The sequence below is a fragment of the Sphingobacterium sp. ML3W genome, assembly GCF_029542085.1.
In the GTDB taxonomy this organism is placed as follows: Bacteria; Bacteroidota; Bacteroidia; order Sphingobacteriales; family Sphingobacteriaceae; genus Sphingobacterium.
The window spans coordinates 4,936,400-4,963,258 of record NZ_CP107036.1 but is presented as its reverse complement, the minus strand read 5'-3'; the positions used below and the strand labels follow the sequence as shown (position 1 = coordinate 4,963,258).

The 26,859-nt window shown below is 40.3% G+C and carries 23 protein-coding genes; 9 read left to right on the top strand and 14 right to left on the bottom strand.

Annotated features, from left to right (window positions below; genetic code table 11):
* Positions 1-138: 138 nt before the first annotated feature.
* A complete protein-coding gene (locus OGI71_RS20950) occupies positions 139-678 on the top strand; it encodes a hypothetical protein (RefSeq protein ID WP_077437270.1) in 540 nt (179 codons plus the stop codon).
* 85 nt (positions 679-763) lie between these two features.
* Here the strand turns inward: OGI71_RS20950 and OGI71_RS20945 are convergent, their stop codons facing one another.
* The gene (locus tag OGI71_RS20945) at positions 764-1,231 is read right to left on the bottom strand and encodes a hypothetical protein (RefSeq protein ID WP_282251654.1); all 468 of its coding nucleotides are present in this window, start codon (positions 1,229-1,231) and stop codon (positions 764-766) included.
* Positions 1,232-1,297: 66 nt separating this feature from the next.
* Positions 1,298-1,780 (bottom strand): DUF4293 domain-containing protein, encoded by a 483-nt coding sequence (locus OGI71_RS20940; protein ID WP_120260439.1) that lies wholly within the window; start codon positions 1,778-1,780, stop codon positions 1,298-1,300.
* A 283-nt stretch (positions 1,781-2,063) separates the two neighbouring features.
* On the opposite strand from OGI71_RS20940, the gene OGI71_RS20935 reads away from it, so the two are divergent.
* Entirely contained in the window at positions 2,064-2,582 is a 519-nt protein-coding gene (locus tag OGI71_RS20935) for a hypothetical protein (RefSeq protein ID WP_077437273.1), read from the top strand.
* A 3-nt stretch (positions 2,583-2,585) separates the two neighbouring features.
* Here OGI71_RS20935 and OGI71_RS20930 read toward each other — a convergent pair whose 3' ends face one another.
* The 3 genes from OGI71_RS20930 to murF form a co-directional block, all read right to left on the bottom strand.
* Positions 2,586-4,349, bottom strand: coding sequence for an ABC transporter ATP-binding protein (locus tag OGI71_RS20930; RefSeq protein ID WP_282251652.1), 1,764 nt, complete (start codon positions 4,347-4,349; stop codon positions 2,586-2,588).
* An 8-nt stretch (positions 4,350-4,357) separates the two neighbouring features.
* A complete protein-coding gene (gene truA / locus OGI71_RS20925; protein ID WP_282251650.1) occupies positions 4,358-5,113 on the bottom strand; it encodes a tRNA pseudouridine(38-40) synthase TruA in 756 nt (251 codons plus the stop codon).
* 242 nt (positions 5,114-5,355) lie between these two features.
* The gene (gene murF / locus OGI71_RS20920; protein WP_282251649.1) at positions 5,356-6,657 is read right to left on the bottom strand and encodes a UDP-N-acetylmuramoyl-tripeptide--D-alanyl-D-alanine ligase; all 1,302 of its coding nucleotides are present in this window, start codon (positions 6,655-6,657) and stop codon (positions 5,356-5,358) included.
* A gap of 314 nt (positions 6,658-6,971) precedes the next feature.
* Between murF and uxaC the strand changes: the two genes are divergently transcribed.
* The 5 genes from uxaC (at position 6,972) to OGI71_RS20895 (ending at position 13,209) form a co-directional block, all read left to right on the top strand.
* The gene (uxaC, locus tag OGI71_RS20915) at positions 6,972-8,372 is read left to right on the top strand and encodes a glucuronate isomerase (RefSeq protein WP_282251648.1); all 1,401 of its coding nucleotides are present in this window, start codon (positions 6,972-6,974) and stop codon (positions 8,370-8,372) included.
* Between the two features lie 5 nt (positions 8,373-8,377).
* Entirely contained in the window at positions 8,378-9,403 is a 1,026-nt protein-coding gene (locus OGI71_RS20910; protein WP_282251646.1) for a sugar kinase, read from the top strand.
* On the top strand, positions 9,400-10,044 hold the full coding sequence (locus OGI71_RS20905; protein WP_282251644.1) for a bifunctional 4-hydroxy-2-oxoglutarate aldolase/2-dehydro-3-deoxy-phosphogluconate aldolase: 645 nt from the start codon (positions 9,400-9,402) through the stop codon (positions 10,042-10,044). The genes OGI71_RS20910 and OGI71_RS20905 overlap by 4 nt, the downstream gene beginning before the upstream one ends.
* Positions 10,045-10,077: 33 nt before the next feature.
* Positions 10,078-11,517: an MFS transporter gene (locus OGI71_RS20900; RefSeq protein ID WP_282256155.1), complete on the top strand. Its 1,440-nt coding sequence runs from the start codon at positions 10,078-10,080 to the stop codon at positions 11,515-11,517.
* A gap of 72 nt (positions 11,518-11,589) precedes the next feature.
* Positions 11,590-13,209 carry an NADP-dependent glyceraldehyde-3-phosphate dehydrogenase gene (locus OGI71_RS20895; RefSeq protein WP_120260446.1) on the top strand — a complete coding sequence of 540 codons (1,620 nt, stop codon included), beginning with the start codon at positions 11,590-11,592 and terminating at the stop codon, positions 13,207-13,209.
* A 79-nt stretch (positions 13,210-13,288) separates the two neighbouring features.
* On the opposite strand, the gene OGI71_RS20890 is transcribed toward OGI71_RS20895, so the two are convergent.
* The 3 genes from OGI71_RS20890 to OGI71_RS20880 form a co-directional block, all read right to left on the bottom strand.
* The gene (locus OGI71_RS20890; protein ID WP_282251642.1) at positions 13,289-15,697 is read right to left on the bottom strand and encodes a TonB-dependent receptor; all 2,409 of its coding nucleotides are present in this window, start codon (positions 15,695-15,697) and stop codon (positions 13,289-13,291) included.
* 149 nt (positions 15,698-15,846) lie between these two features.
* Complete coding sequence (locus OGI71_RS20885; protein ID WP_282251641.1) at positions 15,847-17,517, bottom strand: PspC domain-containing protein; 1,671 nt, start codon at positions 17,515-17,517, stop codon at positions 15,847-15,849.
* Complete coding sequence (locus OGI71_RS20880) at positions 17,510-17,881, bottom strand: PadR family transcriptional regulator (protein ID WP_282251640.1); 372 nt, start codon at positions 17,879-17,881, stop codon at positions 17,510-17,512. Before OGI71_RS20880 ends, OGI71_RS20885 begins: the two co-directional genes overlap by 8 nt.
* 155 nt (positions 17,882-18,036) lie before the next feature.
* Between OGI71_RS20880 and OGI71_RS20875 the strand changes: the two genes are divergently transcribed.
* The gene (locus OGI71_RS20875; RefSeq protein WP_282251638.1) at positions 18,037-18,420 is read left to right on the top strand and encodes a VanZ family protein; all 384 of its coding nucleotides are present in this window, start codon (positions 18,037-18,039) and stop codon (positions 18,418-18,420) included.
* Positions 18,421-18,504: 84 nt separating this feature from the next.
* Here OGI71_RS20875 and OGI71_RS20870 read toward each other — a convergent pair whose 3' ends face one another.
* From OGI71_RS20870 to OGI71_RS20845, 6 genes are all read right to left on the bottom strand, one after another.
* Positions 18,505-19,206: a phosphoribosyltransferase family protein gene (locus tag OGI71_RS20870; protein WP_282251637.1), complete on the bottom strand. Its 702-nt coding sequence runs from the start codon at positions 19,204-19,206 to the stop codon at positions 18,505-18,507.
* Positions 19,207-19,248: 42 nt separating this feature from the next.
* A complete protein-coding gene (rlmN, locus tag OGI71_RS20865; protein WP_282256154.1) occupies positions 19,249-20,316 on the bottom strand; it encodes a 23S rRNA (adenine(2503)-C(2))-methyltransferase RlmN in 1,068 nt (355 codons plus the stop codon).
* Positions 20,317-20,424: 108 nt separating this feature from the next.
* Positions 20,425-21,006, bottom strand: coding sequence for a tRNA-(ms[2]io[6]A)-hydroxylase (locus OGI71_RS20860; protein WP_120260452.1), 582 nt, complete (start codon positions 21,004-21,006; stop codon positions 20,425-20,427).
* Positions 21,007-21,078: 72 nt separating this feature from the next.
* Entirely contained in the window at positions 21,079-22,119 is a 1,041-nt protein-coding gene (locus OGI71_RS20855) for an Atu2307/SP_0267 family LLM class monooxygenase (RefSeq protein ID WP_282251635.1), read from the bottom strand.
* A 76-nt stretch (positions 22,120-22,195) separates the two neighbouring features.
* Complete coding sequence (locus OGI71_RS20850; protein WP_282251633.1) at positions 22,196-22,864, bottom strand: AcvB/VirJ family lysyl-phosphatidylglycerol hydrolase; 669 nt, start codon at positions 22,862-22,864, stop codon at positions 22,196-22,198.
* A gap of 39 nt (positions 22,865-22,903) precedes the next feature.
* Positions 22,904-25,498 carry a phosphatidylglycerol lysyltransferase domain-containing protein gene (locus tag OGI71_RS20845; protein ID WP_282251631.1) on the bottom strand — a complete coding sequence of 865 codons (2,595 nt, stop codon included), beginning with the start codon at positions 25,496-25,498 and terminating at the stop codon, positions 22,904-22,906.
* Between the two features lie 121 nt (positions 25,499-25,619).
* Here OGI71_RS20845 and OGI71_RS20840 point away from each other — a divergent pair, with 121 nt between their 5' ends.
* On the top strand, positions 25,620-26,858 hold the full coding sequence (locus OGI71_RS20840) for a glycosyltransferase (protein ID WP_282251630.1): 1,239 nt from the start codon (positions 25,620-25,622) through the stop codon (positions 26,856-26,858).
* The last annotated feature ends 1 nt before the right edge of the window (position 26,859 follow it).

Genomic DNA, 26,859 nt, shown 5'->3' with positions numbered 1-26,859 from the left:
AAAGGATCTTTGGTAGTCATCACCTACGTTAAAAACATAATTTTACAAAATAACCACTTGAACGAGTTGCTTAAACGACGAAATTAACGGATATTTGCAGAATTAAATTGAACACAAATATTTTTTAAACAAAGATTTATGTCAAATCTCGTTAGAATCATCATTTGCAGTGCATTGCTGATTGGAACAGTTGCCTTATTTTGGACTGGAAATTGGGGATGGGGAATTCTAGGCATCTTGATCACTATCCTAGGTTTTGTCACTGTATTTTTTCATGAATACATGCTCATCGCGCAATGGTATATGCGCAAACAAGATATGGCTAGCGCCGAAAAATGGTTGAGGAAAATCACGAATTATGAAAAACAATTGATCCCACAACAACACGGTTATTACAATATGTTGATTGGATTGATCGAGTCTCAACGTGCTCCGATGCAATCCGAAAAATATTTCAAAAAAGCACTGGCACTAGGACTCCACATGGACCACAATATTGCATTGGCAAAATTGAGCTTAGCAGGTGTTGCCATGGCAAAACGCAATAAGCGCGAAGCAGAAAAATTACTTCAAGAAGCAAAAAAAGCAGACAAGAATAAATTGTTGGCTGACCAGATCAAAATGATGAAAGATCAGATGGGCATGCTGGACAAACAACAGATCCGATACAACCGATAGGTTGAGGCAAATTGCTAAAGACTAAAAAAAGCGCTGTGATCTATGAAGATTACAGCGCTTTTTTATTTTACCCAGTTCCGATCAACTATTTATTCAGCAAGATAGGGACATCCAAAAATTTACCTTCCTCCTCGCTACTCTCAAAAACAAGCTTAATACTAGCAGGTTTATCCGTTTTCTTCCAGTCTTTCACGATTACCTGAATATCTACAGGTTTATCCTCTTCAAGTAGGTAATGTAAATAGTTCTGTTTGTCCTCAAATCTTATCTGGACATTTCCCATCTGAATCGAAGAGAAAAAGTGAGGTTGTTTCTTTTGATCTAAAATCTGTGTGGAGAATGTATTCATTTTAAACTCCCGAGGATCTTTACTATAGGATATTGCGAACAAATTAATAATCAGTTCATTTGTAGTCTTATCGACATGATATTCCTTTACATCAAACTGAATATCATCAACCACCAGCAATGAATCTGCCGACTGGGCCTTTACCGCACCGCCCACAAAGCAAAGAAAAAGCAGGGTGGCAGCGCAACGAAAAAATACCTTCATATATTATACTATTTAAAAAGCCACGCTAACCGTGGCTTTCCATATTAAAAATCTATTTAAATAAAATTATGCACGCAAACGATCAGCTGAGCGAATCAATTTTTCATCCCGACGCACTCCACCTAATGCTAGCGCACAGAAAATAATTGATATCGGCAGCAAAAAGAAACCTACCCCAATATTACCTGCTCCCAAAAATTGATTAACAGTAGTGAGATGTGTACTTGCCGAAGAATAGAGCCAAATCGCGAAAAAGATAATCGCAACAATCTCTACCCATATCAGCAGAAGCTGTACCTTACGCTGTTTAAACTTGAAGATCGTGAAGATCGGGAGCAATCCCAATAGGGCTGTCACGATGGTCTGTAGGATATAACCAAAACCACCTTCATGCACCGGCTGTCCGGCCGCAACACCATAAACACCTGTCACCTTCACATTCTTTCCCAAACCGACTAAATCACTGTAATTTACATAAGGGAATAAAAACAAGCCGAATATAACTAATCCTGCCACTAATAAATAAACAGTTTGGATACGTTGAATCATATTTTAATTTTTGTATATCAACAAATATAATAAGCTTTCTTTCTATTTAGAAATCAGAACAATCGAAAGGGCTATTTTGTTGCAACTTTTGGTAGATAAAACATGCCCTTTGATCTTTAAGTCACTTATAATTTACTCCAAACTCATTCTTTGCGGCAGTGGAATGCCCACTATACTGTGTACGAATCCAATACCGACCCCGATTCACTATTCCACTATTGATGCGAGCTAGCTCATGGAGTTCTTTTCAGAAAGCACTATCTTTGCACAAAATTAAAAGATCATGCTATACATATATGGAGCAACAGCACATGCAAAAACTGCGGTAGATGTTGCGGAGGATTTAGATATCGAAATCGGCGGCCTTATTGACAAATCTTTGTTGATAGAGGATGTATTTGACTATGAGGTCCAACTCCACCATCAGGTTAAAGATGCTGCAGAAAATTTCTTTGTTGCCGTTAAAAACCCTGGGCTCCGCGAAAGAATTGTCTCTGAAAATCCAGAATGGAATTTTCAATCCTTAATCCACCCTAAAGCCTATGTTTCAAAAAGAGCTGAAATTGGTGAAGGCTGTATCATTCTTCCTGGAGCAACGATAGCCCCAGATGTACAGATTGGCAATCATTGTATCATTTCAGGTTCGGCAGTCATTGAAAGCAACACCATCATTGAGGACTTTGTAAACGTTGGCCCAAATGTCTCCATTGGAGCCAATGTACTCGTGGGTCGAGGATCAGAAATCAAAGCGAATACACATATCGAAGACGAAGAGACCATCCCCAAAGAGAGTGTCGTTTAACGACTAAATTCCTGCGGAATGGAACTGTAGATCGTATAGCTTTTTATAGTAACCATCAAAAGACAAAAGCTCTTGATGTGTTCCGATTTCCTTAATTTCACCTTTATCCAACACGATGATCTTGTCTGCCTTTTGAATGGTGGACAAGCGGTGGGCAATGACAATGGATGTCCGTCCCCGCATTAAATTGTCAATGGCACTCTGGATCATTTCCTCGGTTTCAGTATCAACGGAAGAAGTCGCTTCATCCAAGACCAGAATTCTAGGATCATGCACTAATGCCCGAATAAAGGAAATTAATTGTGCCTGCCCTGCTGACAGTGTAGCTCCCCTTTCCCTGACATCATAATCGTATCCACCCGGAAGTCGCATAATAAAATCATGTGCTCCCACTTCTTTTGCTGCCTCAATGACCTGTTCTCTAGAAATTGAAGGATCACCTAATGTAATATTATTGATGACAGTATCTGAGAACAGAAACACATCTTGTAACACCGTTGCAATAGTATTTCTTAAATAATCAAGATCATAATCGCGAATATTTACGCCATCTAGTAAGATTTCCCCCTTATTGACTTCGTAAAATCGGCTCAGGATATTAATAGTCGATGATTTTCCGGCTCCCGTAGCTCCAACTAAAGCCAATGTTTCACCGGGTTGTACTCTAAAATTCACATCTCTTAATACCCAACTCTCATCATTATAGGCAAACCAAACATGCTTAAAAGTAATTTCTCCTTTGATATGATCAGGCTTTAAAGTACCCAAATTAGGCGTCATCTCGTCCGTATCAAGAACCTCAAAAATACGTTCAGCGCTAACCATACCCATTTGAAGTGTATTGAATTTATCGATAAGCTCACGAATAGGCCGAAAAATCATGTTGATATACATAATAAAGGCAACAACCACACCAGGTGAAATCACGTCACCCATAATCTGTTTCGCTCCAAACCAAACCAACAGGCCGAGTGAAATAGCCATGATGATTTCCAGAACAGGAAAAAAGATAGAGAAGTACCAATTGGTACGGATATGAGCATTCCTATGCTGTGCATTGATCTCCTTAAATTTATCCATCTCCTGCTTTTCGCGTGCAAAATATTGGATAATCCCAACTCCTGTAATATGTTCCTGCAAAAACGTATTTAAATTAGACACCCATTTTCTGACATCTATAAAGGCGGCTTTCATCGCTTCTTTAAATACATAGGTTGCGGCGACCATCAACGGCATAGGGATAAGCACGATTAGCGTCAATTTCCAATCCGAGTAGAACATTACCCCTAATATCACAGCCAATTGTAATAGATCACCAATAATCTGAATCAGTCCCTCAGAGAAGATATTGGAAAGTGTTTCCAGATCCGATATCGTCCGTGTAATCAGCTTTCCTAAGGCTGTCCGATCAAAATACTTAAGGCGTAACTGCACAATATGATTAAAGACCTGGATTCGAATATCCTTGATAACAGACTGCCCCAGGGTATTTGTCATCAGGGTATGATAATAACGGATTAAGGTCTGCACGATGACCAATGCAAGCATGGCAATCAGCATATAAGACAGTCCGCCAGTGTCAAAGTTCAAGATATAATTGTCTAGTGTATGCTGGATGAGCATAGGTAGGGCCGGCGCTACAGCCGCCAATAGGATCGTTAAAACGACCGATATCCAAAATGCAACATGATAGGGTCGCATATAGCGACTCATGCGTCGCAACAAATTGACATCGTATGTTTTACCTGTTATTTTATCTTGACTCACGTTAATATTTATATATAAGGGTACGCTACTTCTGTTAAATACAATCCATGTGCAGGGACAGACACACCTGCCTTGCCACGGCTTTTGCTCTTGATCACTTCTTGCATAAAGGACGCTGGTTTACCCTTCAGTCCGATCTCCAACGAAGTTCCCACAATAGCACGAACCATATTGCGCAAAAAACGATCAGCGGTAATATGAAAAACGAGATCCTGCTCGTTATGCCATAACCATTCTGCTCTACGAATATCACAAATATTTGTAAACACTTGCGTATGAGACTTGCTAAAACATTCAAAATCTTGCCTACCCAACAAAAACTGGGCAGCTTCGTTCATTTTATCGACATCAGGACGGTCGCGCATGAAACAAGAATAGGGATAAATAAACGGATCCTTATGGAAATGAAGGCGATACTCATAAGATCTATGCGTCGCATCGAATCGGGCATGTGCATCATCGGCAACTTCAATCAATCTTTTAACCGCAACATCAAAAGGTAATAGGGCATTAAGTGAATGAATAAAACGCTCTGGTTTTGCTAATATCCCTACAGGAGCTGCATCAAAATGAGCATACAATTGCTTCGCATGTACACCGGTATCTGTCCTTCCTGCTCCGGTAGTCTCGATAGGCTCACGTAACAAGGTCTCCAAAGCACCATTCAATACTTCCTGTACAGAAATTGCATTGTTTTGAACCTGCCAGCCATGATATGATTGCCCAAAGTAGGCTATTTCTAAAAAAAAACGTTTTTTGTCCATTATACGATACAAAGGTACATTTTTCCAAATGAGCTACATTTCCCCGAAGGACTATTTTGCTCATTTTGGTCAATATTTAATCCTCACATGACAAAACTTAAGTCGCTTTTAGATTTAACTTACCATCTTGCGTCCGCATTAAGTGCCCCTTTTAAGTACACACAGCATGAAAACATTGCGCTGGTAGGTCGGACAAAGTCCAACCTTAATACCTGGTTGACCCTAAGAAAAATAAAAGGAACTTACAGTATGTCTATCAGATTTTCAAAAGCCATACCACGGGAAGCTTTTAATAATACTGTAGCTCCAATAATCGGTTTTTCTTGCAAGGCAACCTTCGCTTCTATGGTCGTTTCATAAAACTCGGCATCATCATTTCTATGTTCAAAAAATGCCTTTCCGACAAAAATCTTACGATCAGCGAACATACTTCTTACATTATCCACGATTTTCCGATGTTCTTCGAAAGATTCTGCTCCAAGTTCAAACATATCCCCCAAGATAACCGCCTTCTTATCGGCCTCAATAATCCGAATATTATCCAATGCAGCAGCCATACTCGTTGCATTGGCATTATAATAATCACAGATCACTGTATTTTGCGCTGTTTTCATGATCTGCGAGCGATTGTTGGTCGGCGTATAACTTTCAATCCCTGAATTGATTTCCTGCGGAGAGATATTGAAATGTAGGCCCACTGCAATAGCGGCTAAAAAGTTTTCTGTATTGTATGAACCTGTAAGTTGTGTATCTATCACATAGGTCTGTGGATCTTCTTTTGTCTTCCAGGAAATCTGCAATAACGGATTTGCTTTCATCAATTTACCGATGACATCATTACTCTCTGAAAATCCGTAAGTCACAATTTCAGCAATTTGACGGGCTGCTGCAATTTCGCCAAGATGTGGGTTATCCCCCTGCAAAAAAAGTGTTCCTTGATGATCCTGAAGCCAATCGTATAGTTCCCCTTTTGTTTTCTTAACACCTTCAAAAGAACCAAATCCCTCCAGATGTGCCTTCCCCACATTGGAGATCAATCCATGTGTCGGTTCAGCGATTGCGCATAAAAAGGCTATTTCTCCGAGATGATTTGCCCCCATTTCTATAATGGCAACTTCGATAGTTGCATCAATGGCCAACAAGGTCAAAGGAACGCCAATATGATTATTTAGATTCCCCTTTGTGGCATAGGTCTTATATTTCTGAGAGACAACCGAATATAATAATTCCTTTGTTGTTGTCTTTCCATTCGTTCCTGTTATACCGATAACGGGAATATTTAGCTGTTTCCGATGATAATTTGCCAGTCCCTGTAATGTTGTCAACACATCTTCAACCAGGATATACTGTTCACCTTTTTTATAAATTTCCTCATCAATGACAACATACCTCGCTCCGATTTCAAGAGCCTGTTCCGCAAAGGTATTCCCGTTGAAATTTGCGCCTTTCAGTGCAAAGAATATACTATTCTTCTCAATTTTACGTGTATCTGTTGTAATATTTGGATACTGTTTATAAATCTGATATAGCGATTGAATGTCCATGTTTAGAAATTTGATGAGCAAATATAACCATTCTGCCTGATTTCAGATAAATCGGGAGGCACATCTAAAATAATTGGATCCCAAATACAATCCCCGATAACGTTTGCGCATTTATTTTAATCAATTTCCTTTAACTAAGGCTTTAATATTGGTAATTTCATTGACCAATTAAACAGTTTGAAATGCGGACGACCAAACTTTCAACTCTTTTGCAATTTTTCTTTCCTTTCGTCTCAACAGCGAAAGTTATGATGCTTTGTAATCGCAAAAACGGTACTGTAGTAAAATGGAATACAAGCTTATAAATTATATATATGAAAGCTTTTTTAGACGAGAATTTTTTATTAAACAACAAAACAGCAGAAGAGCTGTACCACAATTATTCAAAAGATCTACCCATCATTGATTACCATAACCACTTGATTCCAGAGCAAATAGCCAACGATATCAAGTTTGACAACATCAGTCAAGCCTGGCTTCATGGAGACCATTACAAGTGGCGGGCTATGCGAGCAAATGGGGTCAATGAGCGCTATATTACTGGAGACGCATCGGATGAAGAAAAATTCATCAAATGGGCCGAAACTGTTCCTTATACATTACGGAATCCACTTCATCATTGGACCCATCTTGAGCTGCAGCGCTATTTTGGTATAACGGATTTGCTTTCTCCCAAAACCGCATCCAAAATATATGCAGACACGCAAGCCAAACTACAACAAGACAGTCATTCCGTACGCGGGCTGCTTCGGATGATGAATGTGGAGGTCGTCTGTACAACCGATGACCCGATCGATAGCCTCCAATATCATCAACAGTTTGCCCAAGAAAAGGAATCTTTCAAAATGCTTCCGGCATTCCGTCCAGATAAAGCCCTGTATGCGGACAACATCGCAGCGCTCAATCAGTATATTGACGAACTTGAAAGGGTAAGCAATCGGCAAATCAGTAATTTACAAGACTACCTGAATGCATTGAAATCGAGACATGATTTCTTTGCTGCCAATGGTTGTAAGGTTTCTGACCACGGGTTAGAGCAAATTTATGCAGAGGATTATACGGAACAGGAGATTAAAGATATATTCGGTAAGATCAGAAGTGAAAAAGAAATTAGTCCTACTGAGAATCTAAAATTCAAATCGGCTATGTTGATCTATTTTGCCGAATGGGATTATGAAAAGGGCTGGGTGCAACAGTATCATATTGGTCCACTGCGCAACAACAATGCCCGCATGCACCGTTTGATCGGTCCAGATACAGGCTGGGACTCGATTGGTGATTTCAGTCAAGGGCGCGCTTTGTCAAAATTTTTGAATAAATTAGATAATGAGAATAAACTGACCAAGACAATCTTATACAATCTGAATCCTGCAGACAATGAACTCTTTGCGACAATGATTGGAAATTTCAATGATGGTTCCGTAAAAGGGAAAATACAGTTTGGTTCGGCTTGGTGGTTTTTGGATCAAAAAGATGGCATGACAAAACAAATCAATACCTTATCAAATATGGGCCTGTTAAGTCGATTTGTTGGTATGTTGACTGATTCTAGAAGCTTCCTTTCCTTTCCACGGCATGAATATTTTAGGAGATTACTCTGTAACATCTTCGGACAGGATATCGAAAATGGCGAAATCCCAAATGATATCCAGTGGGTAGGAAAAATTGTACAGGATATCAGCTATAATAATGCAAAAGAATATTTTGAATTTTAATGAAAATGCAAGGTAAAGTATTAAGCTTTGGAGAATTGTTGCTGCGGATCTGTCCAGACATAGAGCAGGATTGGATTGAACAGCATCAACTACCCTTCTATATTGGAGGAGCAGAATTAAATGTGGCGACTGCACTGGCACTTTGGGGAGTGCCCTCGTCTTATCTATCGGCCATTCCTCAAAATGCAATCTGTGAAGCAATTGATCTCTATTTAAAACGAAAAAATATAGACACCTCTCCCATGCAATGGACGGGAGATAGGCTAGGAATTTATTACCTACCTAAAGGAAAGGACCTGAAAAACGCAGGGGTAATCTATGACCGGGCCAACTCCTCATTTGCTAGCCTCAAAGTAGGCAGTATAGACTGGGATCAAACATTTTCGGATGTTCAATGGTTCCATTTCTCTGCGATCTGTCCTGCGATCAATGCAGACATTGCCGACCTCTGCCTTGAAGCTGTTAAAGTGGCTCAAGAAAAAGGAATTTTTGTGTCTTTAGATCTTAATTACCGTTCAAAGCTCTGGAAATATGGCAAGGATCCCAAAGACATTATGCCAGAGATTGCGAAATACTGTAATCTAATTATGGGCAACATATGGGCTGCACATCAAATGCTTGGCACACAGCTCGACAGTAAGTTCATCACACAGTCAGCGGGATACGAAGAAGAGGGATTATTACGGCAAGCAGAGCAAACAAGCAAGGAGATCATAGCGAACAATCCGCTGTGTCAATATGTGGCCAATACCTTCCGATTTGACTATGAATCCAAAGGAATAAAATATTATACTACCCTATTTGATACGGATAATTTAATTAAATCAACGGAATTCCGCTCGGCAGAGATTTTGGATAAAGTAGGTAGTGGAGATTGTTTTATGGCAGGTCTGATCTATGGCTTATATTCCAACCTTTCGCCAACGGAGACACTGGAGTTTGCAACGCTCGCTGCATTTGACAAACTGTTTATTCCCAGCGATGCCACAACAAGTACAGTTGACGATATAAAAAATAGAATGATAGCATGAGTTTGAAAGAGAAAGTATTAGAAAAGATTATTGAACAGGGGATGCTTCCTTTGTTCTTCCATCATGATAAAGAAGAGAGCATTGATATTCTCCGTACTTTATATCAGGGGGGCATACGTGTCTTTGAATTTACGAACCGTGGGCCTGAAGCACTAAGCGTCTTCGAAAGCTTGCTAGCGGTAAGAGACCTTGAGATGCCAGATCTCTATCTGGGTATAGGCACCATTAAATCCGTCGAAGACGCAACACAATTTCTCCAAATCGGTGCAGATTTTATTGTTGCACCACTGGTCAATCCTGCGGTTGGAGCACTCGTACATGAACAAAATAAACTCTGGATTCCAGGCTGTATGACACCTACTGAGATTTATACTGCTCAACAGCAAAAAGCCGCACTCATCAAACTGTTTCCGGCGAATATCTTAGGGCCAGCCTTTATGTCATCTATACGCGATCTCTTTAAAGGTCAAAAATTTATGCCTACGGGCGGTGTAGAAATCGAAATGGAAAATTTAAAAGCATGGTTCAAGTCAGGAGTATGTGCCGTCGGTATGGGCAGCAAGCTGATCGATCCAAAAAATACCGACCAATTAGCTGAAAATACAAAGCTGGCACTCGAGTTCGTGTCGAAAGCACGATAAACTTAAAAAAACAAACTTTATAAACCTATTATGATGAATACGGAGAAAAAGGGAAATTACCGTTGGGTAATCTGCTCCTTACTATTTTTTGCTACTACAATCAATTATTTAGACCGTCAGGTACTCTCTTTGACCTGGAAAGATTTTATTAGCCCCGAATTCCATTGGACAAATACAGACTACGGAAATATTACTGCCTTATTTTCTATTTTCTACGCCATCAGCATGCTTTTTGCAGGTCGGTTTGTAGACTGGATGGACACAAAAAAGGGATTTTTATGGGCTATTGGCATCTGGTCTATTGGCGCCATATTGCACGCTTTCTGTGGCATCGCAACCTCCGGCATTGTCGCTGGCGAATGGTTTGTAGGCTTTGAAGGTGCAAAAGAAGCGATTTCTCATGTTAACAATGCTGGCCTTGTCATTAGCGTCAGTGTCAACTTATTTATCTTTGCCCGTTTTATCCTCGCAGTTGGAGAAGCAGGAAACTTCCCTGCGGCAATCAAAGCTACTGCGGAGTACTTCCCAAAGAAAGATCGGGCACTGTCGACAAGTATCTTCAACTCCGGTGCAACAATAGGTGCCCTGGCTGCTCCTTTGACCATCCCTGTTATCGCTGCTCATTGGGGCTGGGAAATGTCATTCATCATTATTGGTGCCCTAGGATTTGTTTGGATGGGATTCTGGATCTTTCTCTATAAAAAACCAGATGAAAATCCGAAAGTAAATGCTGCGGAATTAGCCTATATCAATCAGGATGATCACGAGCAGCAGCCGGAACTACGGGGGAATACAAAAGTTCCAAGAACAACAATTTCTGAATGCCTTAAATACAAACAAACCTGGGCCTTTGTCTTCGGAAAATTTATGACAGACGGTGTTTGGTGGTTTTTCCTATTTTGGATGCCGGCCTACCTCTCCGCTGTATACGATATAAAATCGTCCGATACTGAAGGACAGCTGGCTATATTCGTACTCTATGCAATTACAATGCTTTCCATTTACGGGGGCTGGTTACCAACCTATTTCGTTGAGAAAAAAGGCATGAATGCCTATGAAGGTCGCATGAAAGCCATGCTTTTATTCGCTTTTGTTCCATTGGTGGTCCTGTTTGCCCAGCCATTGGGCCATATATCCTACTGGATACCTGTAATCTTGATCGGTTTTGCAGGCGCAGCGCACCAATCATGGTCCGCTAATATTTTTTCGACAATCGGAGATGCATTCCCAAAACGTTCCATTGCAACGGTTACAGGAATCGGTGGACTTGCGGGTGGCGTTGGTGCTTTTATCATCAATAAAACATCGGGATGGTTATTCGATTATGCGAAGGAAACGCAAATGACCTTTATGGGTTTTAAAGGCGAGGAAGCAGGATATTTTATCATCTTCTCCTTTTGTGCGATTGCCTACCTGATTGCATGGATCGTAATGAAAACACTAGTACCTAAACTTATTTTAATAAAAAATTAACATATATTGTAAAATTTATAGTATATTAGCAGTATCATTACAAATATCAATCTAAACCATTTTTTAAAAACAATGAGCTTAAACTTAGAAGGTATCTTCTACGAGGAGAAAGACATTCCCGCAGAATTTACACTGGACGAACAGGTCGATCAAAGAGAGTTCCTTTCCAATGGAGAAATGATTTCTTGGACGGGTCAAGTAAACGAGGTATTTTCACCGATTTGTGTGAAGACTAAGGATGGCTTGAAACGTAAGCGCATCGGCAGCTTTCCTGTTTGTACAGAAAAAGAGTCCATCGAAGCCCTTGACGCTGCTGTAAAAGCATACGACAACGGACGTGGAGAGTGGCCAACAATGAGTGTTGCCGATCGTATTACATGTGTTGAAAATTTCACACAAAAGATGATTGCCAAGAAGGACATTGTTGTCAAGCTTATTATGTGGGAAATCGGCAAGTCCTATGCAGACTCTGTAAAGGAATTTGACCGCACAGTAGAATATATCTATGCGACAATCGATGCACTAAAAGATATAGACCGCGATTCATCACGTTTTCAAATTGAACAAGGTATCATTGCACAGATCAGAAGATCTCCTTTAGGTGTTGTCTTATGTATGGGACCATTCAACTACCCATTAAACGAGACTTTTACAACATTGATCCCTGCATTGATCATGGGGAATACGATGTTGTTCAAACCACCTAAACACGGAACGCTATTACATTATCCTTTATTAGAAGCCTTCAGAACAAGTTTTCCAAAAGGTGTAGTTAATACCATCTATGGTCGAGGCAACAAGATCGTACCTAGCTTGATGCAATCTGGCAAAATCAATGTGTTGACCTTAATCGGTTCTAGCCGTGTAGCTGACGAACTTAAAAAGTTACATCCAAAGGTGAATAGATTGCGTGCAATATTAGGGTTAGATGCCAAAAATGCAGCAATTATTACAAAAGATGCGGATTTAAATCTAGCTGTCTCTGAGACTGTATTGGGTTCGTTATCTTTCAACGGACAACGTTGTACAGCATTGAAGATAATCTATGTACACCGCAGTTTAGCACAAGAATTTTTAAAACGTCTCTCTGCCGAAGTGAGCAAACTTAAATATGGAATGCCATGGGAGAAAGGAGTTTCCTTGACACCACTTCCAGAAGTCAACAAACCAGCTTATCTGACTGAATGTATCGAAGATGCGAAAGCTTATGGTGCAAAAGTAGTAAACGAGAACGGCGGTCAGGTTGCCGAATCGTTTTTCTATCCTGCCATTGTTTATCCTGTAAATTCACAGATGAAGCTTTATAGAGAAGAACAATTTGGACCTGTCATCCCTGTTGTACCTTTTGATGATCTGGAAGAGCCTATTGAATACCTCATCGGTTCATCTCATGGACAACAAGTGAGCATTTTCAGCAATAACGCGGCTGTAGTCTCATCTTTGATCGACCCATTGGTCAATCAGGTTAGCCGTGTCAACATCAATTGCCAATGTCAGCGCGGTCCAGATACCTTCCCATTCACCGGAAGAAAAGATAGCGCTGAGGGAACACTGTCTGTGGTAGATGCATTGCGCTCGTTCTCTATCCGTTCATTGGTCGCAGCCAAATTTACCGAGGAAAACAAAAAACTCTTAAATGAGATTGTTAGCGAAAATGAGTCCAACTTCCTGAGTACAAAGTATATTTTTTAGTAGTTAGTATAAACCAAAAGAGGGCGTCCATTTAATTGAACTGCCCTCTTTTTTGTTACAATATATTTTATTAAGCTTTCTATTGAGCCCGGTCTTTCTCTTCGTTGCTCGTATCCTTTTTACGGTAATTGTTTTTAAGGTTACCAAATTTGTACGAGTAGGTCAATCGTACTACCCTCCGATCTTGACGCTGCCTGATCTTAGAATCAAATTCGCCAAAAGTAGTGAGTAAATTTTGATTGCCTGTATTAAACAAATCACTAATGGCTAGTTTTAATGAGCTTCGTTGATCCTTAAATGTTTTGGTCGCACCGACTTCCATATCCCATCGCCCTTCTAGATCATACACACTATATTTAAAAGGTGAAAAATAGCGTAAATTGACATTGGTAGTAAGGCTCTTACTTAATTTTAGATTATGCATGGAATTCGCTTGAAGCAGAAATGATTTCCTTTTGACCGGAATACCTGAAATCATACCATCAAAATCAAAATAGATTCCTGTGATGTTATTGTTCATACTCCAGATCTTCGACACAGTCACAGGAATATTGAGATTTAAATAGGAATTCAGATTCCGTCCCAAATTCTCCCGAATGACCCAGGTTTCACCTTTGACCGAATCCTGTCCCATGCTTTCCACAATTGCATCTTTCACATCATTGACCCCCAGTGTTATATTATAACGTTGCAATAGCGTATAGTTCAATGTGTATTCATTTGAAAATTGAGGATTTAAATACGGATTGCCACGCTCAAAGGTCAACTTGTCAATATAATAGTCAAATGGGTTCAATTGTCGATAATTAGGACGTGTGACCTTTCTGGTGTAACCTAATGACAAGATATGATTCTCATGGAGCGAATAGGTCAAGTTAGCGTTGGGGAAAAGTTGAAAATAATCACGTTTCACACGTTTACTTGTCGTAAGAGAATTACCATCCGAAATCGTATATTCTCCCCTCACACCCGCCTTAAGGCTCCACTTTCCGATACTGGTATTATAATCTAGATAGGCAGCCACGATTTGCTCTTTGTATACAAAATGGTTTGTCCGTGTCGTATCGTTTACCCAGGAATCATTCTGCAGCTTTTCGAAAAGAAGGTCATTATCGGACTTTACATTCGAATATTTAGCCCCCATCTCAAGCTTTGATTTTTTTGATAAGGGATGTTCATAGTCGAATTTTGCGACATAGATATCAATACCAATTGGCATTCCACTACGTTCATTTTCCGCAGGACCAATTGGTTTACTATTGATATCAGCATATTGATTGAGATAAGTAACACGTTTACTGCTCCTAAATTTACTCCAGTCCAGGTCAACGGTCAGTTTCCGTCCATTGGAATCTATCTTAAACTCATTATTAAGATTAGCCGAATAACGGTCGAACAATTCTTTGAAAGAAGACGAAGAGCTTAATATTGTATCATAAACGGATACAGCTGTACCAATGTTGGTTTTACTATTATTGTCATTGTATTCGGTATTGTTAGATCCATTGAATTGCAGGGTCAACGTATTTCTTGAAGATGTCTTTTGTTCAACACCGAAACGGTAAGAATGATTGCGCTCATCTTCATCCAATGTAGACTTTTGCTCGAAATATTTCTTTTTACCTCCATTCTGTATGACACGATCGATGTAAAGTCTTCGATAAGACTTTTCATTAGAATAAGCATATGATCCAAATAGCGTGGTATTATTCCTTTTGTAATTCAATGAAAGGGAACTATTTCCCCGGAACTTTTCACCATGCCCCGCCGTCAGATTAAGGGCTCCGTTAAACCCCTCCATCCGATTCTTTTTAAGGACAATGTTAATCGTTCCCACCGCTCCCTCGGCATCATCTTTTGCAGCTCGGGTCGTAATCACTTCCACAGATTTAATTTGATTGCCATCTGTACTTTTCAGAAAATTAAGCAATTGTTCACCAGACATGTAAGTCTGTCGTCCATCAATGGTAACCGCTACACCCGACTGCCCCATTAACTGCAAATTATTGTTGTTGTCGAGGCTCACACCTGGTGCACGTTGGACAATATCCAATGCATTGTTGCCCGCTGCTAATGGAGAATTCTCTACGTTTAGGATCAGTTTGCCGGGCTTACTCTCGACCATAGGGCGTTTTCCTTCCACCGTGACTTCCTGCAATTTTCGGTTATCAGCATTAAGCTGGATTACCTCAAGTGAATGATCGGACTTGTTGATAGCAAAGGTACCACTTCGATTTGAAGCATACCCCACCATCTTTGCCTCGACGAGATAGCTCCCCGGCCCCACATCTGTAAATTGGTATTCTCCCGATTCATTCGTCACGACAGCTTTTAGAACAACAGCAGAATTGACTTTCATCAGGTAGGCCGTTGCTAAAGGCAGCGGCACACTATCTGCAGATTGCACTTTTCCCGTAACCTTCACCTGCGCTTGGACAAAGGAGACAATCAACAAATTTAACAGTAAGAAGTAAAAACACTTTTTCATTAGGTTAATCATTTTTTAAGGCAATGAAGTTCCTATGAGGGAGATATTCATCTGGTTTTGCAGATTCAATAAGCTCATAAGGGTTTCATAATGGTATTGGCTTGTATAATTTGTCTTCCACTCCATAGGAGCGGAAGACTTCTAAAGATTTATTTCTTTTTTATCTGAACAGACACTCCATCTTTTTTCGCATTGATGATCGTATCCCTTCGGATTACAATGGATGTATCAGCAATAACAATATGGTTGCTATCCGAATCATCAGTTTCCTCTTCTGCAGATTCCTTTTCTGGCAAAGCACATTTTACACCAAGCGAGGTCACCACAAATTCGACATCTCTTACATCCCTTAAATCTTTATTGTATCGGTCGCGGCAATCATAAAATGAGATGTCACGTAACTTATCCTCCAGATTATCATTGATCACCAGTTTGGTACCTACGGGCAAAAACAATGTAACATTTACCTCTTGGTCCCGATAACGTTCACCCTCACTCAACTGGAATGCATTATCAAAAATCAGTGCAGTTGAATCTTGTTTAAGGACATAATTGATTTTGGCAGCCCTGTCGGTAGCCACTTTATAGGTATTTCCTTTAGCAGAATATTCATAGCGTACATAAGGTTCCTGTAATGAATCTATACGTTCGATCCGGATCCGGATATCACGTTTCAGATAGGACGAAAAGTTATCGCTTTTTATGCCGACACCGCTTTTAACACCATTTTTTAAACGGATTACCCGAATATCATTTTCACTTAAAAAATACACGGATTGTTTTTGCAAAGGCTTTTCTTCGACAATGGTACTTGATTCTCTAAATTCTTTTGCTATCGAAGTTGAATAGTAGATAATCGCTCCTATCGATGCCAACCACGCTACGAAGAGCGTTGTTGTCAGATAATTATTCATCGGCTTCTTTTCAAAAAGAACACGTAGAAGTAAGTAAAATAATCCCGCAAGAGGAATGAATATAGACAAAAAACCAGCTATCAAAGCAAAAGGCACATCGTTAGGCTCCATTAAATAGAATGGTCCAGAGTCGTCCATTACATCAGGGATCACGTTTACAATAGCTAATGCAAAGAATATTAATCCGATAATCAATCCAATGAGTGTTGCCCCAACAAGGATGACAAAAAAGACACCAATGGCTTTTACAATGATTTGCAATAGTTTTGTCACGCCATCTCCTGTCCGATCCAATCCGCGTGAAAACGTATCCCGCACACCGCTCATTTCCTCGTCAAAAGAACGTTTAAAATTCTGGATATTCGGCGCTTCGCCCCGCATCTCCATTTTATCAGCCCTGGTCATAGCAGGTGGCATTACAATCCAAAGAATGACATAGACCAACAGCCCCGATCCTCCGATGATGACAAACAGTGCAAAAAGTAGTCTAACCCATTTGGCCTCAATACCAAAAAAGTGACCTAGACCGCTACAGACACCACTGAAAACTCGATCATCGGGATCACGCATCAGCTTTTTGCCGACCTTAAAACCATCGGAATTCGTCTCGCGGCGAAAAGAAGCGTAGTCGTCCTGATCCTCCGATTCGAAATCACTCACCCTGCCCATCTGATCAATAACGGCATTTACATCTTCCATATTGAGGACCTCTTTACTTCCTGCCTGGATCTTCTCTGTAAACATCTCAGAAATACGGTTCTCAATATCCTCTAAAATCTCGCGGCTATCCTCCGATTGACCAAAATGCTTCTGTATATCAATCATGTACGACCGCAGTACCTCATAGGCATCCTCCTCAATATGGAAGACGATGCTATTTATATTGATAATTATTGTCTTATTCATCGCTATTGTCTTTAACTGGTTTAGTTGAATCATTGTTTCTACCTACCAATGATGTGTTTACAGCAAACACCAATTCATTCCAGGTAACATCCAATCTTGCAAGGACATCGAGCCCTTCTTGGGTAATTTCATAATATTTTCTAGGCGGACCTGAAGTCGATTCCTTCCATATATAACTCAACAAGCCATTATTTTTTAGACGTGTTAAAAGCGGATATAAGGTTCCTTCCACAACCAACAATTGGGCTTTCTTCAGTTCGCTGATAATATCGGAGGCATAAATTTCTCCTCGAGAAATTATGGATAGGATACAATATTCAAGTATCCCCTTCCTCATTTGGATTTGTGTATTTTCAGCTATCATAACAATACAAAGATATATGTATTTTATGGTACCATGCAATACATAGTACCATATAAAACAAAACAAATACAATAATCAACTGATTATCAGTGTAATAATTTTTTAAAATTATTTAAATTTCATTTCTATCAGGAAATTTTTGGATATTTATCCCCATGATTAAAATCCTACTGGACTATAAATGGTGTTTTATTTGGGCCATCATAGTTATTGTTTTGTGTACGCTTCCCGGAAATAATTTTGATAAAGTGCCTAGCTACCCCGGCATGGATAAACTTGTTCATGCAGGTATGTTTTTCGTTTTCTGCACGCTCTTGTATAATGGTGTTATACAGCAATTTAGAGGAAAACCAACACGTTGGCTTCCTATTTTCATTGTATCTTTCCTAGGCTTTTCATTTGCCGGATTGACCGAATTACTTCAGCTTTATATTTTTACTTACCGCAGTGGTGATTGGTGGGATTTATTTGCTGACTCTGTAGGTATTGGTATGGCGGGATTTGCCTATCTATTGAATTATGTAAACAGAAGAGTTTAGAAGATCTTCTTCATGTACCCAGAACTATTTATTACTTCATACCGCTCGGATCAACTATCGCTTCATCATGGGCTGTCAATACAACTATTGGGCACGAGCCAAAGTTGCGACAGACACCTTACATCCTAACGATTCCTGTAGCGTAAGTGCAGCCGAAACGATTGTCGCACCGGTTGTTAGAACGTCATCAACAAGTAAAACATGTTCTCCCAGCGGTTGTGAAAGCTGTCTACAGACAAATATATCTTCTACATTTTCATAACGTGATAGACGGTCTTTACCTGTTTGTGTCATTGTCGCCCGTTGACGTTTCAGTACATCATCCCGTAAAGGAATATTCATTGCCCGAGATAGGCCTTGCCCAAAATATGCTGATTGATTATATCCTCTTTTCCTGAGTTTACTCGCATGTAAGGGAATTGGAACAATCGCTGATAAACCGCGATATCGTTCCGATTCAAGCAGTTTGAGGCCATACTGATAACCAAGATATTCAGCCAAAAAGGGTTGATTATTGTATTTAATCTGGTAAATTAAACGCTCCACACGGCTCCCTTTTTGTAGGAGCATAAAAGAGCAAGCCTCTTCGATAGGGACTTTCCCCCAAAGCTGCCTGGCAGTATCGTTATCCGAGTAAGTATGAAAATTGGTATAAGGCAAATGGAAATCACAGGCAATACAGATATATTTTTCCTGATATTTAAGCACACAACCGCAACACGCACATTCCTTGGGAAAGAATATGGCGGCAAAATCACCCAGAATATTTCGTAGATCAAATTGCATACAGGTAACTCCCTCAGTTAAAGATACCAACAAACTTGTAAACTATGCCTCTGAAGTCTCCTTATCCTTGTCTTTTATTGCCAATTGTCCGCAAGCGGCATCAATATCTTTTCCTCGGCTTCTTCTTACGTTCGTAATGATTCCTTGGCTTTTGAGGTAGTTGGCAAATACATCGATCTTATCAGCTTCCGCATTCAGGAAGTCGGCAAGAGCAATTGGGTTGTACTCAATCAAATTTACTTTACAAGGCACATGCTTACAGAATCTAGCAAGTTCCTTTGCGTCCTCCAATTCGTCATTGAAATTATTGAAAACAATGTATTCAAATGTTATTGGGCTCTTCGTCTTCGCATAAAAGTATTTCAGTGCTTCCGCCAATGCAGCTAAGGAATTCTGCTCATTGATCGGCATAATCTCATTCCGTTTTTTATCATTGGCTGCATGTAACGAAAGAGCCAGGTTAAAACGCACCTGATCATCACCCAATTTTTTGATCATTTTCGCAATACCGGCTGTAGATACAGTGATTCGTTTAGCAGCCATATTAAGACCATCTGCAGCTGTGATACGTTCAACGGACTTCATCATATTGGCATAGTTCAACAGCGGTTCGCCCATACCCATATAGACAATATTCGTCAGCGGCTGATTGTAATTTTCTTCAGCTTGTTTACTGATTAGTACAACTTGATCATAAATTTCATCCGCATTAAGATTACGTTTTCGATCCATATAACCCGTCGCACAGAATTTACAGGTCAGACTACAACCGACCTGCGAGCTAACACAGGCTGTCATACGTTCGGGTGCAGGAATAAGTACACCTTCTATGATATTGCCATCATAAAGTCTAAAACTGCTTTTTATCGTTTTGTCTGAACTGATTTGCGACTCCTTAACTTTGACAGCATTAATTGTAAAATTTTCTTTCAGCTTTTCGCGTAGGGGCTTGCTCAAATTACTCATTTGATCAAAATCTACACAGGATTTTTCCCATAGCCACTCGTAAATCTGCTTTGCACGAAAGCCTTGCTCACCCAACGCGGTCAGTTGATCTTTGATCTGACTCAAAGACAAACTCCTGATATCTATTATTTTACTTTTTTCAATCACGGTACAAAGATAAGAATAATTAAGTGACAAAAAATCCCGTTCTAAAGAAAATAGAACGGGACAACTGTTATGTATGTGTTTTAAAATAGGTAGATTCGCTATCCTTTAGCCATGTATGGCCTCTTTATTTCCGTAAGACTGGATCAGTTTACCCTCAAAATCCAACCATTCTTTCCAACGTTTGTCTACGTCGACATCCACGGAATATTTCCTTGCAAAATTCAGGAATGTGGTATAATGGTTTGCTTCGGACACCATCAGATCGTAATAAAATTGCGCCAGATCTTTATCTTGAATATTTTGTGACAAAACCCTAAACCGCTCACAACTACGCGCTTCAATCATCGCAGCAAATAGTAGTCTGTCTATAAAAGCCATATTCCGGCTGCCATCTTTTTTGGAGAATTTCATCAGTTGACCGACATAGTCATCTTTCCGTTCACGCCCCAATGTGTAGCCCCGTTCTTTGATAATGTCAATAACCATTTTGAAATGCTCCATTTCTTCAATAGCTATAGCCGTCAATTCATGAACCAAATCCTCATGCTCTGAGTTGTTTGTGATCAAGGATATTGCATTTGAAGCGGCTTTCTGTTCACACCAAGCATGATCTGTCAGAATCTCCTCCAAATTTCCTTCAGCGATATTTGCCCATCGCGGATCTGTCAACAACTTAAGTCCAAGCATTCTACTATCTAAAATAATTTACTGACAAAGGTAGGTAATATCTCTGCTTAAAAAAAATGATAATACGCCCTTTTAGCTATCTTTATTAAGTACCGACCTAATTTTAGGTGCTATTTTTTCGCCATAGATCTCAATAGACCGCAACATTTCTTTATGTCCGGGTGCCCCAACGTCCATATGTGCCGAGAAACGGGTCAATCCAAATTTCTCATGGATCTCCAAAATTTTATCAACTGCATATTCTGCATCACCAACGATAAGATGCCCCCGAGACGATCTGCCAAAGTCATATTGTGTCTTTTGATAGGGTGGCCATCCGCGACTTGCTCCGATCCGATTCATCTGTGCCGAGTAGATCGGATAATAATAATCCGCAATCTGCGCACTGTTATCACCAAAAAAGGCATGCATGTGAACACCAACTTGAAATTTTGACATATCGTGTCCATTATCTTCATAAGCTTGGCGATACATTTCAAACAAATGGTCGAAACTTTCATACATCCCCCCAATAATTGCAAACATGACAGGTAAACCCAATTTTCCGGCGCGGATAACAGATGAAGTGGTCCCCCCTACTGCAACCCAGATTGGCAAAGATCCATTCTTTGGTCGCGAAAAAATTTCCTGATTGATCAAAGGAGCTCTAAAATTTCCGCGCCAAGTCACTGGATTCTGTTTATTCAACCGTAGTAGTAGTTCCAGTTTCTCCTCAAACAAATCCGCATAATCCTTCAAATCATATCCAAATAGCGGAAATGACTCAATAAACGAGCCCCTACCTGCCATAAGCTCTGCCCGACCGTCGGACAACAGATCGACCGCTGCAAAATCTTGAAACAATTTGACCGGATCAGCCGAACTCAATACCGAAACAGCACTACCCAACTTGATGTTTTGGGTAACTGTGGAAGCCGCGGCCAGTATAATTTCGGGCGCAGCGACAGCATAATCTTCCCGATGGTGCTCGCCGATACCAAAGAAATCCAACCCAACCTGATCCATCAGTTTGATTTCTTCAATAATTTCTTTCATTCTATCCTGTGCAGCCTGGATCTGACCTGTAGTGGGATCTATCCTGGAGTCACCAAACATTCCTATTCCTAATTCCATGTGTCTTCTCTATTTAAAAACTAATTCAAAAATAGTGGGTCTTTTTATCAATTTATTTGATCTAGGATAAGAAATACTAAAAAAGAGACAGGGTTGTCTTAACCACTTTATCTGCATTGCCACTAAAATGGTGTCCACCTGAAAGATATTTCTTGTTAAAGTTTTTCAATCGAATCTTTTCTACCGGAAATTCGGCCTCATCATCTCCCAAAACAATGCTCGTTTTAATCCCCTCTATCCGATTAATCTCGGCAACAACGTCAAGGCTACGTTTGGTACTACTCCGCCCTAAGATGTCGGCGATATGAATCTCTAAATCTGTGGATACTGAGGGCTCCAACAGTACGATGCTTCGCACATTTTTCTTTACCAAGGGATCAATACGGTTTATGATAAAAGGTACTGCATCTGCTCCAAAAGAATATCCCACAATAAAAAGCTGCCGATTCTGTCTTGCCAAAATAAGGTTTTTGAGCGTATTCGAGATATCCGCGGCGATATCCTTGGCGGTCTTTTTCTTCCAAAAATAGCTCTTTGAGTCAATAGCAGCCACAGCGTAACCCGCATCAGCAATCAGCTGACATATCTTATTTGAAAAAGAATTGAATCCACCATCTCCACTCAAGTAAAGTACCAGAGGTAATACTGATTTATTATTCCAATATTTCATTTCGATCAAACGTTGTTGGGCGAGTGCATGAAATGCCATGCAACCGATGATAAATAAAACGGTAAACTTCTTCATAGGATCAGTAATGCTTGCTTAATAAGGCTCCAAAGTATATTAATCATTAGGTTTCATCACCTTAACTAATGCAACAGGGAGCTGTATCAGATCAAAATCATTATCAAAGATAAGATATTTGTTTTCCCAAAAGGTCGCATACTTCTCTTTAAAATCGCGCAGACTATGATAATGTTTGAAGTTTCCCAAGCGGGTGGAAGCAAATTTCATAATCTTTTCTGCCGGACTATCCGTTGTTTCCAACCCAGTCATGGGAACCATTCCCATATTCAAATAGCTATAATTCTGAGCTTTTGCATAGCTGATCATCTCAACTATTAGTGCATCCATACTACCGCCCGGTGCTTCCAGCGACTTTCGGATCATATCATAAGTACATTCATCCTTGGCATAATCAGGAATAATATTCAGGAAGGCCACGATTTTGTCACCATCATTTTTAAGAACAATAATATCCTGCTCAACGAGGGTTTCGGCGCTGAACATTCCCTGGGAAAAGACCATTTCTTTTTTATCAAATTCCCTCAGCCATTCATCAGAAATTGCCTTAAGCTCTTCCAAGGTCTCTAGTTGCTGCGGCGCTTTCAATACCGCTGTGGTAAACCCTTTTTTCTGAATTGCATTAAGTCCATTACGCAGTGATTTACGGTCTTTCCCTTCCAGTGTAAATGCCGCTAATTCCAAAACAGCCTCTTGACCGATTGTTATCTTCTGTTTTCGAAGCGACGAGAAATGAACCAAACTATTTTCATCAACCCGATAGTAAATCGCTTTTAACCCATTTGCATAACAATACCGGTCAAACTCTTCAACCAGTTCTTCTTTATCTCCTTGTTCACAGACTGGTTCGTCCAATACTATGGCAAACTCATTTGCTAGTCGATAAGCTGTAAAACCCTCTGAAACCTCAGAGAAAAAAAGATACTTGTCCTTCCCCAATTTGAAAAAATCCATCGGTGATTGCCCAAATTCGTCCAACAGCTGCTGCGCCCGTTCTAGTTCAGACTTACTCGAATCCTCGTCGGTAATCAAACGCGGGCGGGCGAGCGCGTAGATGAGTAGAAACCAACAAAAAATCCCCAAAACTTGCGTAATCCGCAGGAATTCCTGCCCGAAATTGGTCTGTGGCATCAAATCATCATCAGCGAATAACAAAAAACTTCTTATGGTATGGTAAATGGACTGCCGCCAAGTAAACTCAACACCAAAATGCTGTTTATCAATAAAGTAAAAGCTTAATATTTCAAATAAACAGACCCCAATCAATCCGACAGCAAAGGTTACAAATCCGATCCTTACCCAGCGAATATTACTTTTAATCCGATACTGCTTATAACTAATCCCCAAAAAGATAAGGGTCAACAGGGCTGCTGATGCTTCCTCATAGTCCAATGCTTTAAACACATGTCCAAATAAAGAAAGCGCACTGAACACAACAGCTATCCAAAATGCCACGCGAAAGCCTTTGATCAAATAGGCCGAGGTAACCAACAAACCTACTCCCAAAACGAATACCATAAACTTTGATGCATGAATAGCTTCGAGAGGTAAATAAAACCGGTCTAGCTTCATGCGATCTGCCAATGGTGGCGTCAGTACCGAAACAATGTTGACCATACCCAAAAAGAAGATCAGCAAGGCTGGTCCTACACGCGCTAAAAGCTGCCTACCGCGCCAAGCAAAAGCGATTAATCCTAACAATAGCGGCAGCCAGAATTCGAATACCCGATAAAGAATGGTTATGCCCAAACCTTCGGCTTGACCGTAACCGTATGCTTTGAAGATATATAACATGGTTAGTTCCACCGCCCCCAATCCTCGCAAAAAAGGGGATACAATCATCAAAACTACCGAAACCGTGTAGGCTATAGCTGCCGCCTCAAAGGAGTGATCCAAGCCCAAAGCATACATACTGACAAAAGCATGGGCTATCCCACAGCACTCCACGACGATTGAAGCCAATACTGTCCCTAAGAGATATTTCATCTTCACTTCTCCAGAAAATATCTCGTCAATATTGGAGGCAACTGCCGGAAATTTTAATTCCACCCACCGATAGATCCCTTTATGGGTACGAAAGGACCATACCAACCAGAATACAACGGCCAAAAGCACACCCAAAATCAGTAATGAAATCCAAGCATCCCCAAAATTTTTATTGTCCCAAATGGTATATAATATCACGGGAACACCGATCAGAAAGACAGTTAGCAGTCCCACATAACCATAGAGCGCACCAGCCTGATGAATCTGTGTCGTATTTAGATTCCTCTTTCGCAACTGCGTGGTGGTATAGGCGAGTGAGCTAATACCGCCTGCGGGGAGGAATACACTGAGCAGGTTTCTTTTTAAGAATAGATCTATGGCAATTTTCAAATTGATCGAAAGACCAATGGCTTTGAAACTCTGTACATACATCAGACCTTGCAATAGGACATAGAGCAGGGTTATACCAATGCCGACCGAAACCCAAGTCAGATCTGCCGCCTTTAACTGGGGAATAATGGCAGCCAGCTCTTTTCTTTCATTTCTAAAAAAAACAAAGGCTAACAAAATGACCAAAACAGCTATTAGTTCTTTCCAATAGGTTTTTGGCGAAAAATGTCGAATGCGTTGAACAATAGTTTTGCCCATATTATCGTTTATTGTATAATAACCATACCGTATATAAACACGAAATAAAGCTAATCGTTTGAAAATGATAAATTGTTAAGTTTTCATCAATTCTTTTGACATTAATCTGTAATTTTCGCCCATGAAAGAGAAAAGGGTTTTGTTTATCGGACTGGTATGGCCAGAGCCAACATCCTCAGCTGCCGGCTTTCGGATGATGCAACTGATCGAGACATTCCTGGATCGTTCTTATCAAATTACATTTGCTTCCGCAGCGGCGAAGTCGCCCTATAGCGCAGCCTTAAAGCCCCTAGGTGTTGACGAACAGTCCATTGTATTAAACTCTGACAGTTTTGACGGATTTATTGCAGAGCTGCAACCTGATATTGTTGTCTTTGACCGCTTTATGGTGGAGGAACAATATGGTTGGCGGTTGGCCCAACAATGCCCGGATGCACTTCGGATACTTGACACCGAGGATCTCCATTTCTTAAGACAGGCACGACAAACCTGTATTAAAAACAAGGACGATTTTTCTTTCGAGGAATTATTTACCGACACTGCAAAAAGAGAAATTGCTTCAATATTACGATGCGATTTATCATTGATTATTTCGGAGTCCGAAATGAAAATTCTAACGGAAGTATTCCGCATTTCACCCGATATTCTCTATTATCTCCCTTTTCTTGAAAATGAGATTACTGCTACCGATATTAATGCCTGGAAACCATTTGAAGAGCGAAAAGACCTACTATTTATTGGTAATTTCATCCATGAGCCGAACTGGCATACCGTGCAATATCTAAAGACAACGATTTGGCCAATTCTTCGGAAAATGCTTCCGAAAGTAGAATTACATATCTATGGGGCCTATCCTACCCAAAAAGTACTTCAGCTGCATAATCCCAGGGAGAATTTTCATATCAAGGGACGGGCTGATTCTGCAAAGCTCACCATGTCCAATTACAGACTATTGGTTGCGCCGATACAATTTGGCGCTGGTGTAAAAGGCAAATTTATCGATGCCATGCAAACGGGGACTCCCTCCATCACAACATCCATTGGTGCCGAGGCGATGAGAGGTAACCTAGCCTGGAATGGCTTTATCGAAGATGAGCCTGAAACATTCTGTCAAAAAACAGTAGAGCTTTATAACGATGAGATCGCCTGGAAAACAGCACAGACCAATGGCATTCGCATTATCAACGAGCGTTATGAAAAACGGAAATATCAAGCGGATTTTATGACCAATCTATCTTTACTCAAGGTTCAGCTGGATAAACATCGACAACAGAATTTTATAAGCCAGATACTCCTGCATCATACTGTACAGAGCACAAAATATATGTCGCTGTGGATTGCTGAAAAGAACAAGCAATAAA

Excerpts from the sequence above, each read along its gene's own strand:
- OGI71_RS20945 (WP_282251654.1), bottom strand. The coding sequence starts at position 1,231 with ATGAAGGTATTTTTTCGTTGCGCTGCCACCCTGCTTTTTCTTTGCTTT.
- OGI71_RS20900 (WP_282256155.1), top strand. The coding sequence starts at position 10,078 with ATGAATACGGAGAAAAAGGGAAATTACCGTTGGGTAATCTGCTCCTTA.
- OGI71_RS20895 (WP_120260446.1), top strand. The coding sequence starts at position 11,590 with ATGAGCTTAAACTTAGAAGGTATCTTCTACGAGGAGAAAGACATTCCC.
- OGI71_RS20910 (WP_282251646.1), top strand. The coding sequence starts at position 8,378 with ATGCAAGGTAAAGTATTAAGCTTTGGAGAATTGTTGCTGCGGATCTGT.
- OGI71_RS20890 (WP_282251642.1), bottom strand. The coding sequence starts at position 15,697 with ATGAAAAAGTGTTTTTACTTCTTACTGTTAAATTTGTTGATTGTCTCC.
- OGI71_RS20855 (WP_282251635.1), bottom strand. The coding sequence starts at position 22,119 with ATGGAATTAGGAATAGGAATGTTTGGTGACTCCAGGATAGATCCCACT.
- OGI71_RS20840 (WP_282251630.1), top strand. The coding sequence starts at position 25,620 with ATGAAAGAGAAAAGGGTTTTGTTTATCGGACTGGTATGGCCAGAGCCA.
- truA (WP_282251650.1), bottom strand. The coding sequence starts at position 5,113 with ATGGACAAAAAACGTTTTTTTTTAGAAATAGCCTACTTTGGGCAATCA.
- OGI71_RS20905 (WP_282251644.1), top strand. The coding sequence starts at position 9,400 with ATGAGTTTGAAAGAGAAAGTATTAGAAAAGATTATTGAACAGGGGATG.
- OGI71_RS20935 (WP_077437273.1), top strand. The coding sequence starts at position 2,064 with ATGCTATACATATATGGAGCAACAGCACATGCAAAAACTGCGGTAGAT.
- OGI71_RS20845 (WP_282251631.1), bottom strand. The coding sequence starts at position 25,498 with ATGGGCAAAACTATTGTTCAACGCATTCGACATTTTTCGCCAAAAACC.
- OGI71_RS20870 (WP_282251637.1), bottom strand. The coding sequence starts at position 19,206 with ATGCAATTTGATCTACGAAATATTCTGGGTGATTTTGCCGCCATATTC.
- OGI71_RS20950 (WP_077437270.1), top strand. The coding sequence starts at position 139 with ATGTCAAATCTCGTTAGAATCATCATTTGCAGTGCATTGCTGATTGGA.
- OGI71_RS20940 (WP_120260439.1), bottom strand. The coding sequence starts at position 1,780 with ATGATTCAACGTATCCAAACTGTTTATTTATTAGTGGCAGGATTAGTT.
- OGI71_RS20880 (WP_282251640.1), bottom strand. The coding sequence starts at position 17,881 with ATGATAGCTGAAAATACACAAATCCAAATGAGGAAGGGGATACTTGAA.
- OGI71_RS20875 (WP_282251638.1), top strand. The coding sequence starts at position 18,037 with ATGATTAAAATCCTACTGGACTATAAATGGTGTTTTATTTGGGCCATC.
- uxaC (WP_282251648.1), top strand. The coding sequence starts at position 6,972 with ATGAAAGCTTTTTTAGACGAGAATTTTTTATTAAACAACAAAACAGCA.
- OGI71_RS20885 (WP_282251641.1), bottom strand. The coding sequence starts at position 17,517 with ATGAATAAGACAATAATTATCAATATAAATAGCATCGTCTTCCATATT.
- murF (WP_282251649.1), bottom strand. The coding sequence starts at position 6,657 with ATGGACATTCAATCGCTATATCAGATTTATAAACAGTATCCAAATATT.
- OGI71_RS20850 (WP_282251633.1), bottom strand. The coding sequence starts at position 22,864 with ATGAAGAAGTTTACCGTTTTATTTATCATCGGTTGCATGGCATTTCAT.
- OGI71_RS20860 (WP_120260452.1), bottom strand. The coding sequence starts at position 21,006 with ATGCTTGGACTTAAGTTGTTGACAGATCCGCGATGGGCAAATATCGCT.